Below are 15,260 nucleotides of genomic sequence, written 5' to 3'. Positions count from 1 at the left end.
TCTCTCAAGGATTCCTGCCATGGCTACCAATGGAAAGAAGTTCCGCGCGTCCTCCGAGCTGGTGGACCGCAACAAGCGCTACGCCGTCGCCGAGGGCTTCGCGCTGCTGAAGAAGACGGTGGACTCGCGCGCGACGAAGTACGACCAGACGGTGGATGTCGCCATCAACCTGGGCGTGGACCCGAAGCACGCGGACCAGATGGTCCGTGGCGCCGTGGTGCTCCCGCACGGCACCGGCGCCACCGTGCGCGTCGCCGTGTTCGCCAAGGGCGAGCGCGCCACCGAGGCCACCAACGCCGGCGCGGACATCGTGGGCGCGGAGGACCTCCAGAAGCGCATCGAGGAGGGCTTCCTCGACTTCGACACCGTCATCGCGACGCCGGACATGATGGGCGTCGTCGGCCGCCTGGGTAAGGTGCTCGGTCCCCGCGGCCTCATGCCGAACCCGAAGGTGGGCACGGTGACCATGGATGTCGCCAAGGCCATCCGCGACTCCAAGGGCGGTAAGGTGGACTTCCGCGCGGAGAAGGCGGGCATCGTCCACGCGAAGATGGGCAAGGCCTCCTTCGCCGCGGACAAGCTCGAGGCGAACTTCAACGCGCTGGTGGACCTGGTGATGAAGCTCAAGCCGGCCACCGCCAAGGGCGTGTACCTGAAGGGCATCGCCATCTCGACGACCATGGGGCCGGGCATCAAGCTCGACACCACGGAAATCCTGGCGCGTCACCGCTAGTCCCAGGGTGCCCGGGTGGGTAGGGAAGGGTGCGCTCCTCAACGGGGAGCGTCCCTCCCGTCATCCGCTGAACGTCCGTTCGATAGAAAGTGCTGGATCTTTGCGAAAGCCGGGGGTATAGGCCCCCGGCTTTTGCAATTGGAGCGCCATGTCGAGAGACGCGGCGTTCCGACCTGGTTCATGACAGCAGGGACCTGGAAGGGAGAAGACGCGTCCGTTGGGAACCGGGCAACCGGTCGGGCCGTCCATCCACTCCTGGTTCAAACGGCCGCAAGGTCAGCCCTGCCGAGACTGGAGGTGCGGTGTGGTGCCTCTCGGAGGCCCCCCTCTCGCTCTGCCACTTTGGCCCAGGCATCACGCCCGACCGTCCGGTCGGGCCATGAAGGAGGTGAGTCAAGGTGCTGAAGAGCGAGAAGGAAGAAATGATCAAGGAGCTCCACGAGAAGTTCGCCCGGACGAAGACGGCGGTTGTCGCCGAATTCTCCAAGGTGGACGTGGAGACCGTCACCAAGCTGCGTCGCAAGTTCCGCGAGGGCAAGGTCGAGTACAAGGTCATCAAGAACACGCTGGCGCGCCGTGCCGCTCAGGGTACGTCCGTCTCCGTGATTTCCGATGACTTCACCGGTCCCGTGGCCCTCTGCATCAGCTACGACGACGAGGTGGCTCCTGCGAAGATCCTGATGGATTTCATCAAGGACATGGAGACCATCAAGGTCCGTAGCGCCGTCGTCGCCGGTAACAAGGTCGACGCCAACGGCGTGAAGGCGCTGGCGAAGTTGCCGGGCCTCAATGAGCTGCGCGGGCAGTTGCTCGGCATGCTCAACCAGCCTGCTGGCAAGCTGGTTCGGACCATCGCGGCCCCCGGGTCGCAGCTCGCGCGGGTCATCCAGGCCAACGCGGACAAGGCGCAGGGGCAGTAATCGTTCCGAGAAGTTTTTCTACCGCAACCTCTTCGGTCGGGCCACCCAGCTGGGTCGCCGGCCGTTAGTCAAACAGAAGGACATGTTCCATGGCCGATTTGAACGCGATTGTTGAGCAGCTCTCCCAGTTGACCATTCTCGAGGCCGCCGAGCTCGTGAAGTCGCTGGAGGCCAAGTGGGGCGTTTCCGCCGCCGCCGTGGCCGTTGCCGCCCCGGCCGCCGGTGGCGCCGCCGCCGCCCCTGTTGAGGAGAAGACGGAGTTCAACGTGGTGCTGGCGAACGCCGGCGCCAACAAGATCAACGTCATCAAGGAGATCCGCGCCATCACCGGCCTGGGCCTGAAGGAGGCCAAGGACCTGGTCGAGGGCGCGCCCAAGACGGTCAAGGAAGGCGTCAACAAGGACGACGCCAAGAAGATCAAGGACCAGCTCGTCGCGGCTGGCGCCACCGTCGAGATCAAGTAGTTCTTACAGGGGCTGTCCTGTTCTTCCGGGAAATCCCGGGCAGCCTCCTGACCGGATGAGCAGGCCGGCGTCCCCATTGCTGGGACGCCGGCTTTGCCCATTTGACATTTGCCAAATTTCCCGGCGCCGCCGCGCGTTACTGAAGTTTGCCCCGCCCGAGCAGCCGTCCCCGGAGACCGAATGCCGACGCAGATCCAGAACAATTTCCGCGTGCGGAAGACCTTCGCGAAAATCGCGAAGATCATCGACATTCCCAATCTCATCAACATCCAGAAGCAATCCTACGAGAAGTTCCTCCAGGCCGACATCGCCCCGGAGAAGCGTGAGGATCTTGGCCTTCAGGGTGTCTTCAAGTCCGTCTTCCCGATCCGGGACTTCAACGAGACCTCTTCGTTGGAGTTTGTGAGCTACCACCTGGAGAAGCCGAAGTACGACGTTGATGAGTGCCACCAGCGTGGAATGACCTACTCGGCGCCTATCAAGGTCGTCGTGCGCCTGGTCGTCTGGGACAAGGACGAGGAGACCGGCGCCCAGTCCATCCGCGACGTGAAGGAGCAGGAGGTCTACTTCGGCGAAATCCCGCTGATGACCCAGAACGGTACGTTCATCATCAACGGCACCGAGCGCGTCGTGGTGAGCCAGCTGCACCGCAGCCCGGGTGCGTTCTTCGACCACGACAAGGGCAAGAGCCACTCGTCTGGCAAGCTGCTCTACAACGCCCGCATCATCCCGTACCGCGGCTCGTGGATCGACTTCGAGTTCGACCACAAGGACCTGCTGTACGTGCGCATCGACCGGCGCCGCAAGCTGCCGGCCACCGTGCTCATCCGCGCCCTGGGCGCCGTCGGTGACACGGCGAAGAAGAACCCGCTCGACTTCAAGGGCTCCACCGAGGAGATCCTCAACTACTACTACGCCACCGAGACCATCTACCTGCAGAGCGCCGCCGACTTCGAGAAGTCGGTCGAGCTGGAGCTCCTGCCGGGTCAGCGCGCCACGCGCGACATCAAGACCAAGTCCGGTGAGTTGATCGTCAAGAAGAACCGCAAGTTCACGCGCGCCGCCATCAAGAAGCTCGAAGCGGCGAAGATGACCAAGCTGCCCATCGACGCGGACGAGCTCTTCACCAAGGTGTCCGCCTACGACGTGGTGGACGAGAACACCGGTGAGGTCATCCTCGAGTGCAACGAGGAGGTCTCCCAGGAGAAGGTGGACGAGCTCCTCAAGCGGGAGATCAAGGAGTTCAAGGTCCTCTTCATCGACAACCTCAACGTGGGTCCGTACCTGCGTGAGACGTTGATGCTGGACAAGATCGAGTCGCCCGAGCAGGCCATCATGGAGATCTACCGGCGCCTGCGCCCGGGTGATCCCCCGACGCCGGAGACGGCGACGAACCTGTTCAGCAACCTGTTCTTCAACCCGGAGCGCTACGACCTGTCCAAGGTCGGCCGCCTCAAGCTGAACTTCAAGTTCAGCCTCGAGGAGCCCTTGGATGGTCAGATCCTCACCAAGCGCGACATCCTGGAGGTCATCCGCTACCTGATCGACCTGAAGAACGGCAAGGGGACGATCGACGACATCGACCACCTGGGCAACCGGCGCGTGCGCGCGGTGGGTGAGCTGCTGGAGAACCAGTACCGCATCGGTCTGGTTCGCATGGAGCGGGCGATCAAGGAGCGCATGAGCCTCCAGGAGATCGAGACGCTCATGCCGCACGATCTCATCAACGCCAAGCCCGTGACGGCGGTCATCAAGGAGTTCTTCGGGTCCAGCCAGCTGTCGCAGTTCATGGACCAGACGAACCCGCTCTCGGAAGTCACGCACAAGCGCCGTCTGTCCGCGCTCGGGCCTGGCGGCCTCACGCGCGAGCGCGCGGGCTTCGAAGTCCGCGACGTGCACCCGACGCACTACGGCCGCATCTGCCCCATCGAGACGCCGGAAGGCCCGAACATCGGCCTCATCGCGTCGCTGTCGACCTACGCGCGCGTCAACGAGTTCGGCTTCGTGGAGACGCCGTACCGCAAGGTGGACGCGGGCAGCGTGACGGCGGACGTGGCGTTCTACTCGGCGCTGGAGGAGGAGAAGCACACCATCGCCCAGGCCAACGCGGAGACGGACAAGAAGGGCAAGTTCCTCAACGCGCTGGTGCAGAGCCGCCGCAGCGGCGAGTTCGTCCAGGTCAAGGCCGAGGACGTGGACCTGATGGACGTGTCCCCGAACCAGCTGGTGTCGGTGGCCGCCTCCCTCATCCCGTTCCTGGAGAACGACGACGCGAACCGCGCGCTGATGGGCTCCAACATGCAGCGCCAGGCCGTGCCGCTGCTGCGCACGTCCGCGCCGCTCGTGGGCACCGGTATCGAGGCCATCGTCGCGCGCGACTCGGGCGTGACGTGCGTGGCCCGCCGCGACGGCATCGTGGAGTCGGTGGACGCCAGCCGCATCGTGGTGAAGGCGGACTCCAACGCGGCCTTGAGCGACGTGTCCAGCGAGGTGGACATCTACAACCTGCTCAAGTACCAGCGCTCCAACCAGAACACGTGCCTCAACCAGAAGCCCATCATCCGCAAGGGTGACCGGGTGAAGAAGGGCGACGTGATCGCGGACGGTCCGGCCACCGAGACCGGTGAGCTGGCGCTGGGGCAGAACATCGTCGTCGCGTTCATGCCGTGGCAGGGCTACAACTTCGAAGACTCCATCCTGCTCAGCGAGCGCATCCTCAAGGAGGACGTCTTCACGTCCATCCACATCGAGGAGTTCGAGTGCATCGCGCGCGACACCAAGCTGGGCAAGGAGGAGATCACCCGCGACATCCCGAACGTGGGTGAGGAAGCCCTCAAGGACCTGGACGAGAGCGGCATCATCCGCATCGGCGCCGAGGTGAAGCCCGGCGACGTGCTGGTGGGCAAGATCACCCCGAAGGGCGAGACCCAGCTGTCTCCGGAAGAGAAGCTGCTGCGCGCCATCTTCGGTGAGAAGGCCGGCGACGTGCGCGACAGCTCCCTGCGCGTCCCCCCGGGCGTGGTGGGCACCGTCATCAACGCCAAGGTGTTCAGCCGCAAGGGCGTGGAGAAGGACGAGCGCGCCAAGCAGATCGAGTCCATGGAGGAGGCGAAGCTCCTCAAGGACCAGAACGACGAGATCAAGGTCCTCCAGGACTCCGCCTACAGCCGCCTGCGCGGCCTGGTCCGCGGCAAGGAGGTCCAGGGCAAGCTCGTGGACGACAAGGGGAAGATCCTCCTGAAGAAGGGGGACATCCTCAACGACGAGCTGCTGGCCACGGTGCCGTACAAGTACTGGGGCGAGATCTCCGTCGGTGATCCGCTGGACGCGCGCCTGCGCGACATCCTGCGCAACCTGGAGGAGACGAAGGAGGCCGTGAAGCTGGCCTTCGGCGAGAAGATCGCCCGCATCAAGAAGGGCGACGAGCTCCCCCCGGGCGTCATCAAGATGGTGAAGGTGTACGTCGCCATCAAGCGCAAGCTGGCGGTGGGCGACAAGATGGCCGGCCGCCACGGCAACAAGGGCGTCGTGTCCCGCGTCCTCCCCGAGGAGGACATGCCGTACCTGGAGGATGGCCGTCCGGTGGACATCGTCCTCAACCCGCTCGGCGTTCCCAGCCGCATGAACATCGGGCAGATCCTGGAGGTCCACCTGGGCTGGGCCGCCAAGGGCGTGGGCGAGCAGATCCAGCGCTACCTGGATGAGAACTTCAGCGGCGAGCAGCTCAAGAAGCAGCTGAAGACCATCTACGACGACAAGGCGTTCGGCGACTTCGTGGACGGCCTGTCCGACCCCGAGGTGCAGGACCTCTGCCGCCGCCTGAAGAAGGGCATCCACGTCGCGACGCCGGTGTTCGACGGCGCCCGCGAGACGGAGATCCACGGCCTGTTCGACGAAGGCCGGCTGCCGCGCTCGGGCCAGATGGTGCTCTTCGACGGCCGCACGGGTGAGCCGTTCGACCAGAACGTCACCGTGGGCGTGATGTACATGCTCAAGCTGCACCACCTGGTGGACGAGAAGATCCACGCCCGTTCCATCGGGCCCTACTCGCTCGTCACGCAGCAGCCCCTGGGCGGTAAGGCCCAGTTCGGCGGCCAGCGTCTGGGCGAGATGGAAGTGTGGGCGATGGAGGCCTACGGCGCGGCGTACACGCTGCAGGAGTTCCTCACGGTCAAGTCGGACGACGTGGTGGGCCGCACGCGCATGTACGAGGCGATCGTCAAGGGCGACAACGTCCTGGAGAGCGGCCTGCCCGAGTCGTTCAACGTGCTCCTCAAGGAGCTCCAGTCGCTGGCCCTGGACGTGGAGTTGCTCGAGAGCGCGCCCCCCGAACGGCAGCGCAGCTTCGGCGGCGACTTCCTGGGTGGTGGCGACGGCGAGGACCGCAAGTCCGGGACCGAAGCCTAGGCCTTTTCAAAGAAGCCGGTGCGCCCGCCTGACCGGCTGGCTGCTTCCTCGTAGGGGGAGCGGCTGGCCGGGTGCAGGGCGGGGGCCCGAAACGTTTGGCGCCTCGGGCGCTCATAAGTTTTCGGAGGCAACGTGAAGGACATTTTCAACTTCTTCGAGAAGCCGAAGGACCCGCTGTCGTTCAACGCCATCCGCATCGCGCTGGCGTCGCCCGACAAGATCCGCCAGTGGTCGCACGGCGAGGTGAAGAAGCCGGAGACGATCAACTACCGCACCTTCAAGCCGGAGCGGGACGGGCTCTTCTGCGCCCGCATCTTCGGGCCGGTGAAGGACTACGAGTGCAACTGCGGCAAGTACAAGCGCATGAAGCACCGTGGCGTCGTGTGCGAGAAGTGCGGCGTGGAGGTCATCCAGTCCAAGGTGCGCCGTGAGCGCCTGGGACACATCACGCTGGCCACGCCCGTGGCCCACATCTGGTTCCTCAAGTCGCTGCCCAGCCGCATCGGCAACCTGCTCGACATCACCCTCAAGGAGATGGAGAAGGTGCTGTACTGCGAGAGCTACATGGTCATCGACCCGAAGGCGACGCCGCTGCAGCGTGGCGAGCTCGTCTCCGAGGAGAAGATGCACCGGCTCTTCCAGGAGCACGGCGAGGACTCGTTCACCGCGGGCATGGGCGGCGAGGCTGTCCGCGAGATGCTCAAGTCCCTGGACGTGGAGAAGCTGTCCGAGGAACTGCGCAAGGACATGCGCGAGACCACCAGCGAGGCGAAGCGGAAGAAGTACGCCAAGCGCCTGAAGGTGGCCGAGGCGTTCCGCGTCTCCGGCAACAAGCCGGAGTGGATGATGCTGGACGTCATCCCCGTCATTCCCCCCGACCTGCGCCCCCTGGTCCCCCTGGACGGCGGCCGCTTCGCGACCTCCGACCTCAACGACCTGTACCGCCGCGTCATCAACCGGAACAACCGCCTCAAGCGGCTCCAGGAGCTGAACGCGCCGGACATCATCATCCGCAACGAGAAGCGGATGCTCCAGGAGGCCGTGGACGCGCTGTTCGACAACGGCCGCCGCGGCAAGACCATCACCGGCCCGAACAAGCGGCCGCTGAAGTCGCTGTCCGACATGCTCAAGGGCAAGCAGGGCCGGTTCCGTCAGAACCTGCTCGGCAAGCGCGTGGACTACTCGGGCCGCTCCGTCATCGTCGTGGGGCCCGAGCTGCGCCTGCACCAGTGCGGCCTGCCGAAGATCATGGCGCTCGAGCTCTTCAAGCCGTTCATCTACAACAAGCTCGAAGAGAAGGGCTACGTCACCACCATCAAGTCGGCGAAGAAGATGGTGGAGAAGGAGCGTCCGGAGGTCTGGGACATCCTCGAGGATGTGATCCGCGAGCACCCGGTGCTCCTCAACCGCGCCCCCACGCTGCACCGCCTGGGCATGCAGGCCTTCGAGCCCGTCCTGATTGAAGGCAAGGCCATCCAGCTGCACCCGCTGGTGTGCGCCGCGTTCAACGCGGACTTCGACGGCGACCAGATGGCCGTGCACGTGCCGCTGTCCATCGAGGCTCAGATGGAAGCGCGCGTCCTGATGATGTCGACGAACAACATCCTCAGCCCCGCGAACGGCAAGCCGATCATCGTCCCGACGCAGGACATGGTGCTCGGCATCTACTACATGACGCGCGCCCGCGAGTTCGCCAACGGCGAAGGCCGCGTGTTCGCGTCGCCGGACGAGGTGCGCGCCGCATACGACCACGGTGAGGTCCACCTGCAGGCCAAGGTGGTGTGCCGCATCGACGGCAAGCGCAAGGAGACCACGGTCGGCCGCGTGCTGCTGTGGGAGGTCGTGCCGCGCCGCGTGGGCTTCGACGCCATCAACAAGGTGCTCGACAAGAAGTCGCTCGGTAACCTCATCGACCTCTGCTACCGCCTCACGGGCGAGAAGGAGACGGTGCTGCTGGCGGACCGCGTCCGCAGCGCGGGCTACTTCCACGCGACCCGCGCCGGTATCTCCATCGCGCTCAAGGACATGATCATCCCTGCGAAGAAGCAGGAGTTCCTGGACTACGCGCGCAAGGAAGTGTCGGAGATCGAGAACCAGTACCTGGAAGGCCTCATCACCGACGGTGAGCGCTACAACAAGGTCATCGATATCTGGGCGGAGATCACCGAGAAGGTCGCCCAGGAGATGATGCAGCAGATCTCCCAGGACGAGGCCTCTGGGGACGTGGACGGCAAGCGCGTGACGCGCAAGCAGCCCTCGTTCAACCCCATCTACATCATGGCCGACTCCGGCGCCCGCGGCAGCGCCCAGCAGATCCGCCAGCTGGCGGGTATGCGCGGCCTGATGGCCAAGCCCTCCGGCGAAATCATCGAGACGCCCATCACGGCCAACTTCCGTGAAGGCCTCTCCGTGCTCCAGTACTTCATCTCCACGCACGGCGCCCGCAAGGGTCTGGCGGACACGGCGCTCAAGACGGCCAACTCCGGTTACCTCACCCGCCGTCTCGTGGACGTGGCGCAGGACGCCATCATCAACGAGTACGACTGCGGCACCATGGACGGTCTGTTCATTGGCGCGCTGGTCGAGGGCGGCGAGATCATCGAGCCGCTGGGTGAGCGCATCCTGGGCCGCGTGGCCCTGGACGACATCCTCGACCCGGTGACGGGCGAGGTGCTGGTGCGCGCCAACGAGGAGATCGACGAGGACCGCGTCCGCCGCATCGAGAACAGCGGCCTGGACAAGGTGAAGATCCGCTCGGTGCTGACGTGCCAGGCCAAGCGCGGCATCTGCGTGGAGTGCTACGGCCGTGACCTGGCGCGTGGCCGCAAGGTGTCCGTGGGCGAGGCCGTGGGCGTCATCGCGGCGCAGTCCATCGGTGAGCCGGGTACGCAGCTCACGATGCGCACCTTCCACATCGGTGGCGCGGCGACCCGTCGCGCGGAGCAGTCCAGCCTGGAGAACCGCTACGCGGGTTCCGTGAAGTTCGCGGGCCTGAACACGGTGCAGAAGGCGGACGGCACGCTGGTGGCCATGAACCGCAACGGCGAGATCGTCATCGTCGACGAGTCGGGCCGCGAGCGCGAGCGCTACCAGATCATCTACGGCGCCCGCATCCTGGTGAAGGAACACCAGAAGCTGGAGCCGGGCGTGCTCCTGGCCGAGTGGGATCCGTTCGCCATCCCGCTGCTCACGGAAGTGGGCGGTGTCGTGCGCTACGAGGACATCATCGAAGGCGTGACGATGTCCGAGACGCTCGACGAGGTGACGGGCCTGTCGCGCAAGACGGTCATCGAGTCCAAGGACCCGGAGGCGCGCCCGCGCGTCACCATCCGCGACGCGTCCGGCAACGTGAAGGATCTGCCGTCCTCCAGGAACCAGGCGAGCTACTTCCTGCCCCAGGGCGCGATCATCACCGTGAACGATACGGATGAGATCTCCGCGGGCGAGGTCATCGCCAAGGTGCCGCGCGAGACGACGAAGACCAAGGACATCACGGGCGGTCTGCCCCGCGTGGCCGAGCTCTTCGAGGCGCGCAAGCCCAAGGACGCGGCGGCGATCGCGGAGATCGACGGCGTGGTGTCCTTCGGCAAGGACACCAAGGGCAAGCGCAAGCTCATCATCACCCCCGAGGTGAGCGGCGAGCAGCGCGCGGACCTGGCCAAGGAGTACCTGATCTCCAAGGGCAAGAGCATCAACGTCCACTCCGGCGATCGCGTGAAGGCCGGCGAGGCGATGATGGACGGCGCGGCCAACCCGCACGACATCCTCAAGGTGCTGGGCGAGAAGGAACTCGCGCGCTACCTGGTGGATGAAGTGCAGGAGGTCTACCGACTGCAGGGCGTGAAGATCAACGACAAGCACATCGAGACGATCGTCCGGCAGATGCTGCGCCGGGTGCGCGTCACCGACGTGGGCGACACCAACTTCCTGGTCGACGAGCAGGTCGAGAAGTGGGTGTTCGAGGAGGAGAACGAGAAGGTCATGTCCGAAGGGAAGCGCCCGGCCGTGGGCGAGCCCCTGCTGCTCGGCATCACCAAGGCGTCGCTCTCCACCGAGTCGTTCATCTCCTCGGCGTCGTTCCAGGAGACCACCAAGGTGCTCACCGAGGCCGCCATCAACGGCAAGGTGGACTACCTGCGCGGCCTCAAGGAGAACGTCATCATGGGCCGGCTCATCCCCGCCGGCACGGGCCTGCCGAACTACAAGCACCTCGACATCGAGGTGGAGAGCCCCACTGACGAGGTCAACGAGATGGAGGCCGCCCTGGCCGCCACCCACGGAGACGCCCCGCTGACCCCTCCGCCGTCGCGGCCGGACACCCGGTCCACTGACGTCGCCTAGTGCCTGCTCGGAGCGTCCCTGACGCTTCCTGAGCCAGCCGCCGTCCTGGTGTCATGCCGGGACGGCGGCTTTCTCGTTTTGCACACTTCACATTCTGTCGCCTTGACACCATGTCGCGGTGCGTTATGTTGACGCATCACGTTATGAGACCCGGAACAGCCGGGGGGGAGCACGACATGGCGACGACGAGTGCGAAGGCAGCGGAGAAGACGGGCGTCACGCAGAACGTGGAGGCCTACCTGAAGGGGCGGTTCACGCAGGCGCAGAAGCGCTTCGAGGGCCTGGAGGGGGAGGCGAACAGGGCCTTCCGGGCGCTGGAGACGCGGGGCCAGGTGGCGGCGAAGGAGGTCCAGGCGCTGTGGACCAAGGTGCAGGCCGGTGAGCTGCGCGTGGATCCGCGGGTCGTGGAGCTGAGCAAGAAGGTGGACGCGGCGGGCGCGGAGCTGCGCAAGCGGCTGGACGGGCTTCAGGCGAAGGTCGTGGAGGCGGTGGGAGTTGCCAGCCAGTCCCAGGTGGAGCAGATCACCCACGAGCTGGGTCGCCTGTCGAAGAAGCTGGATGTGCTCCTCAAGCCCACCCGGCGTGCCCACCCGGCGGCCAAGAATTCGGGCGGCGCGGCGTCTTCTCCGCGGGCCTGAGCAGCGTTTTCTTCACCCATGGGGTGTGCTTAGGTCGCAGACCCCCTTTGAATGCCCTGGGTTCCCTCCAAGAGGGCCTGGGGTACTCCCGGAGCGACTTCATGGACAACAACACCGAGGCCCCCCGAGAGAAGACCTCCGTGGCGGAGGCATTCGAGCGGATCTGGAGCCAGGCGCTCCTCGCGGTGAACACGGCGGAAGAGGAGGCTTCCCGCGCGGTGCAGCGCGTGGCCTCCGTGGCGGGTTGGAGCCAGGACGAGGTGAAGCGCCAGGCCCGTGAGTTCTCCGACCGCCTGGCGGGGCACCGCAAGGACCTGGAGCACAACGTGGAGGAGCGGGTCCGTACGGCCCTGACCCTCCTGAAGCTGCCGCGCCGCGAGGAGTTGCAGGCGTTCGGCGCCCGCCTGGAGCGTCTGTCCGAACGCATCCAGGCCCTGGAGCACCGCAAGTGAGTGGACCCGCCGCCTCGGGCGGCAGGTCGCTGGGGACGCGGTTCTTCGCGGGGCTGCATGCCCTGAGCAGTGGGTGCTCCCGGCTCCCCTTGCTCGCGGGTGTGGCGCTCGTGGTGTCCGCGCGGGTGGTGCCTCTCCTGGAGGAGCCCACCCCCCAGCCCGTGGTCCCCGAGGTGGTGGGGATGGAGTCCGCCTCCGAGGAGGCGGTCCTCATCGACGCGGTGCTGGCCAAGCGGGCCCCGGATCTGGGCCTCACGTTGCGCCGGCGGTTGGGGCAGGCCATCGACGAGGAGTCCCGCCGCACGGGGTATGACCCGCTGTTGGTGCTGGCCCTCATCGACGTGGAGTCCGACTTCGAGGAGGAATCCATCTCCGAGAAGGGGGCCCGGGGCCTGATGCAGATCAAGCCCAGCACGTTGCACTTCCTGGCGGAGAAGGAAGGGCTGAGGCTGTCGCGCGAGGAAGTGGTGTCCGACCCGGCCGTCTGCGTGCGCCTGGGCATCCGCTACCTGCGCTCGCTCCAGGGGCGTTTCGGCGGAGACCTGGACCTGGCGCTGATGGCGTACAACGCCGGCCCCACGCGCATCCGGGACGCCATGCGGGCCGGGGAGCTGGAGAAGTTCCGCGGCTACCCGCGTGCCGTGCGGCGCGACTTTCGCCGCTTCCGCGAGGGCCACGGCCTGGGCGGGGACTGGGCGCTCGCGCAGCGGGAGCTGCCTCCCGAGGCGTCTGGCGCGCCTCCGACCGCGGCGCCCTGAGCCCTCGTCCGAGTCCGCTGGACGGGGGTGAGGAACACGGGCCCCGGGGTGAATGTTCGGGGCGGCGGTGCGCTCCATGGTGGGCCACACCCGCCTTGTCCCGCTCCCCCGGGTGCGCTAAGTCGTTGCAAGCCCCCGGGACTGTTGAGGATTCCCTGGAGGAATGCCCCCATGCCCCGCTCGTCCGACCGCATCGCGCTCACCCTCGTGGCTTCCCTCGTTCCCGTGCTGGCCCTGGCTGGCTCGGTGTTCTTGAACGGTGTGAACATCGACGGCGTGAAGAACCAGCGCTTCGAGAAGGCCACCGTCCGCATCGACGCGGAGGGCAATGTCCACATCGACGCGCCGGGATACGCCGCTCGCGTGACGACCGTGACCCCCACGCCCTCGACGCCTCCCGCCACGCCTCCTCCGCCGGCCGCCACGCCTCCGGACGCGGGCGTTGCCCAGGCCCCCGCGCCGGCCGCGGCGCCCACTCCTCCGGCTTCCGTGCCGGGCCGAATCTCGCAGCGCTACTGGCTGGTGACGGAGCAGACGACGCCGGGGATGACGGACTTCGACATCGACGTGTATGTGAACTCGCGCTGGCTGCGCCGTTTGCGCAATAACGAGGACCAGGTGGTGATGGACATCACCAGTCAGTTGCGTCCCGGTCCGAACGCGGTGACGCTGATGGCCCGCAAGGTCGTCGCGGGGAGCCGCCGCAGCAGCTCCCCTGGGAACGTCTTCAAGGTGATCATCGGCGAGGGCAACGAGGGGGGCGGCAACGTGATGATTGACACGCCCCTCATCCGCTTCCAGAAGACGGCTGCGGACGCGCAGGACGCGACCGAGGAGTTCACCCTCACCACCCGCTGAAGGTGGGGCGGGCGCTCAGGAAGGGAGACGACGGTGTTCACCATCGACGAGCGCTACCGGGGCCTTCCCGCGAGCCGCGACCAGGTGCTCGCGCTGCACCTGGCCCTCAACACTCCGCACGTGGCCATCCCCGGCAAGCAGGCGGGGCCCGCGCAGGCCTTCGTGGTGGGGCTTCGGGGCGGGCAGGGCGCGGGCGTCTTCGTGTACCTGTACCTCGTGGAGGCGGGCGACTGCGCGGTGTACGTGTCCGGCCGGCGCATCCAGTCCGCGGATGAGCTGCGCGAGGACGAGGACGACGCGCTCGCGTTCGTGGAGTCGCTGGGCTTCATGATGGACAACGCGAACTGGCGCGCCGCGGCCCCCGCGCAGCAGGACGAGTGGCTCAAGACGCTGCCCGTGTTCTTCCGGGAGCCCACGCTCGTGCCCGCCGTGAAGGCCCGCGCCGAAGAGAAGCGCAACGTCGCCACCACCCTGGGCCGCTTCCTGGCCGCGTTCTGAACCTCCATCCCGGATTGGCACCCATGTTCCGCATCGCTTCCTCCAGCTTCCTCGCGCTCGTGCTCGCTGTCGCGGGCTGCGCGCACGTCCCCACGGAGAAAGAGCGCCGGAGTTCGGAGATCTATTACGACCTGGGCGTGCAGGCGCAGCAGCAGGGCCACGTGCAGGACGCGCTCGCGGAGTACCAGAAGGCGCTGGCGCAGAACCCGGACAACCCAGAGGCCCACAACGCGGTGGGCATCCTCCTGCACCTGTCCTTCCGGCGGCTCGATGAGGCGTCCTCCCACTACGAGCAGGCCCTGAAGCTGCGGCCGACCTTCTCCGACGCGCGCAACAACCTGGGCAACCTGCGCCTGGATCAGGGCCGCTACGACGACGCCATCAAGCTGTACGAGGAGGCGCTCAACGACATGCAGTACCGCTTCGGCTTCTCCGCGCAGGGCAACCTGGGCTGGGCGCTGTACAAGAAGGGCGATACGTCGAACGCCCTGCAGAACATCAAGGCGGCCATCACCACCAATCCGGACTTCTGCATGGGCTACCGGAACCTGGGCATCATCTACGACGAGACGGGCAAGACGGAGGAGTCCTGCCGGCAGTTCGGGAACTTCCGTGAGAAGTGCCCGGACGTCGCGGAGGCCTACCACCGCGAGGGTGTGTGCCAGGCGAAGCTCGGGCAGGTGGAGTCGGCGAAGAAGGCGTTCGCGGGCTGCGAGGCGAAGGCCCAGCCCTCCGAGCAGGTGCTGAAGGACGATTGCCGCTCACTGCTGGAACACCTCTAAGCCAGGGGGCGCTGAGAGACCGTGGATCACGTCGACTTTGGCAAATACCTCAGCCAGCAGCGCGAGCTGCGCGGCATGTCTCGCGAGGACGTCTCCCGGGAGACGAAGATTCCCCCCAGCCTCGTCGCCGCGCTGGAGGCGGGACAGGTGGAGCGGCTGCCCGAGCGCGTGTTCGTGCTGAACTACATTCGCGCGTACGCGCAGGTCATCGGCCTGTCGCCTGAGGAAGCGGCGCTGCGCTACGAGGAGGTGGACCGGGCGGTGCCCGCGCCGTCGCCCGTGCAGTTGGAGAAGGAGCGGCGCAAGCGGGCGTACGTCGTCCTGGCGGTGCTGCTGGCGGTGCTGCTCCTGGGCGCGGTCCTGTTCCTGATGGTGTCCGGGAAGCTTCCGTCTCCCGTGGCGCGTTGAA

General features: G+C 66.4%; 12 protein-coding genes. All 12 read left to right on the top strand.

Going from position 1 to position 15,260, the window contains the following annotated elements; translation table 11 throughout:
- Positions 1 to 19: 19 nt before the first annotated feature.
- The 12 genes from rplA to FOF48_RS12785 all read left to right on the top strand — a co-directional run bounded on the left by rplA (position 20) and on the right by FOF48_RS12785 (position 15,259).
- Positions 20 to 733 carry a 50S ribosomal protein L1 gene (gene rplA / locus FOF48_RS12840; protein WP_143901318.1) on the top strand — a complete coding sequence of 238 codons (714 nt, stop codon included), beginning with the start codon at positions 20 to 22 and terminating at the stop codon, positions 731 to 733.
- A 398-nt stretch (positions 734 to 1,131) separates the two neighbouring features.
- Complete coding sequence (gene rplJ / locus FOF48_RS12835) at positions 1,132 to 1,653, top strand: 50S ribosomal protein L10 (RefSeq protein ID WP_143901316.1); 522 nt, start codon at positions 1,132 to 1,134, stop codon at positions 1,651 to 1,653.
- Positions 1,654 to 1,742: 89 nt separating this feature from the next.
- Positions 1,743 to 2,117 (top strand): 50S ribosomal protein L7/L12, encoded by a 375-nt coding sequence (gene rplL, locus FOF48_RS12830; RefSeq protein ID WP_143901314.1) that lies wholly within the window; start codon positions 1,743 to 1,745, stop codon positions 2,115 to 2,117.
- 180 nt (positions 2,118 to 2,297) lie between these two features.
- Positions 2,298 to 6,524, top strand: coding sequence for a DNA-directed RNA polymerase subunit beta (rpoB, locus tag FOF48_RS12825; protein WP_143901312.1), 4,227 nt, complete (start codon positions 2,298 to 2,300; stop codon positions 6,522 to 6,524).
- Between the two features lie 132 nt (positions 6,525 to 6,656).
- Positions 6,657 to 10,865, top strand: coding sequence for a DNA-directed RNA polymerase subunit beta' (gene rpoC, locus FOF48_RS12820; protein ID WP_143901310.1), 4,209 nt, complete (start codon positions 6,657 to 6,659; stop codon positions 10,863 to 10,865).
- A gap of 176 nt (positions 10,866 to 11,041) precedes the next feature.
- On the top strand, positions 11,042 to 11,503 hold the full coding sequence (locus FOF48_RS12815; RefSeq protein ID WP_186001883.1) for a hypothetical protein: 462 nt from the start codon (positions 11,042 to 11,044) through the stop codon (positions 11,501 to 11,503).
- Between the two features lie 101 nt (positions 11,504 to 11,604).
- Positions 11,605 to 11,955, top strand: coding sequence for a phasin family protein (locus FOF48_RS12810; RefSeq protein WP_143901298.1), 351 nt, complete (start codon positions 11,605 to 11,607; stop codon positions 11,953 to 11,955).
- On the top strand, positions 11,952 to 12,713 hold the full coding sequence (locus tag FOF48_RS12805; protein ID WP_143901296.1) for a lytic transglycosylase domain-containing protein: 762 nt from the start codon (positions 11,952 to 11,954) through the stop codon (positions 12,711 to 12,713). The genes FOF48_RS12810 and FOF48_RS12805 overlap by 4 nt, the downstream gene beginning before the upstream one ends.
- 171 nt (positions 12,714 to 12,884) lie before the next feature.
- Entirely contained in the window at positions 12,885 to 13,571 is a 687-nt protein-coding gene (locus tag FOF48_RS12800) for a hypothetical protein (RefSeq protein ID WP_143901294.1), read from the top strand.
- Positions 13,572 to 13,604: 33 nt separating this feature from the next.
- Positions 13,605 to 14,069 (top strand): social motility and stimulation tgl protein, encoded by a 465-nt coding sequence (locus FOF48_RS12795; RefSeq protein WP_143901292.1) that lies wholly within the window; start codon positions 13,605 to 13,607, stop codon positions 14,067 to 14,069.
- A gap of 23 nt (positions 14,070 to 14,092) precedes the next feature.
- Positions 14,093 to 14,851, top strand: coding sequence for a social motility TPR repeat lipoprotein Tgl (gene tgl / locus FOF48_RS12790; protein WP_143901290.1), 759 nt, complete (start codon positions 14,093 to 14,095; stop codon positions 14,849 to 14,851).
- Positions 14,852 to 14,872: 21 nt separating this feature from the next.
- Positions 14,873 to 15,259, top strand: a complete 387-nt coding sequence (locus FOF48_RS12785; RefSeq protein WP_143901288.1) for a RodZ family helix-turn-helix domain-containing protein — start codon at positions 14,873 to 14,875, stop codon at positions 15,257 to 15,259.
- Position 15,260 lies beyond the last annotated feature (1 nt).

This window comes from Corallococcus sp. Z5C101001 (assembly GCF_007352635.1).
GTDB classification, from domain to species: Bacteria; Myxococcota; Myxococcia; order Myxococcales; family Myxococcaceae; genus Corallococcus; species Corallococcus silvisoli.
The sequence above is the reverse complement of the archived record's forward strand: the minus strand, read 5'-3'. Positions and strand labels throughout refer to the sequence as shown.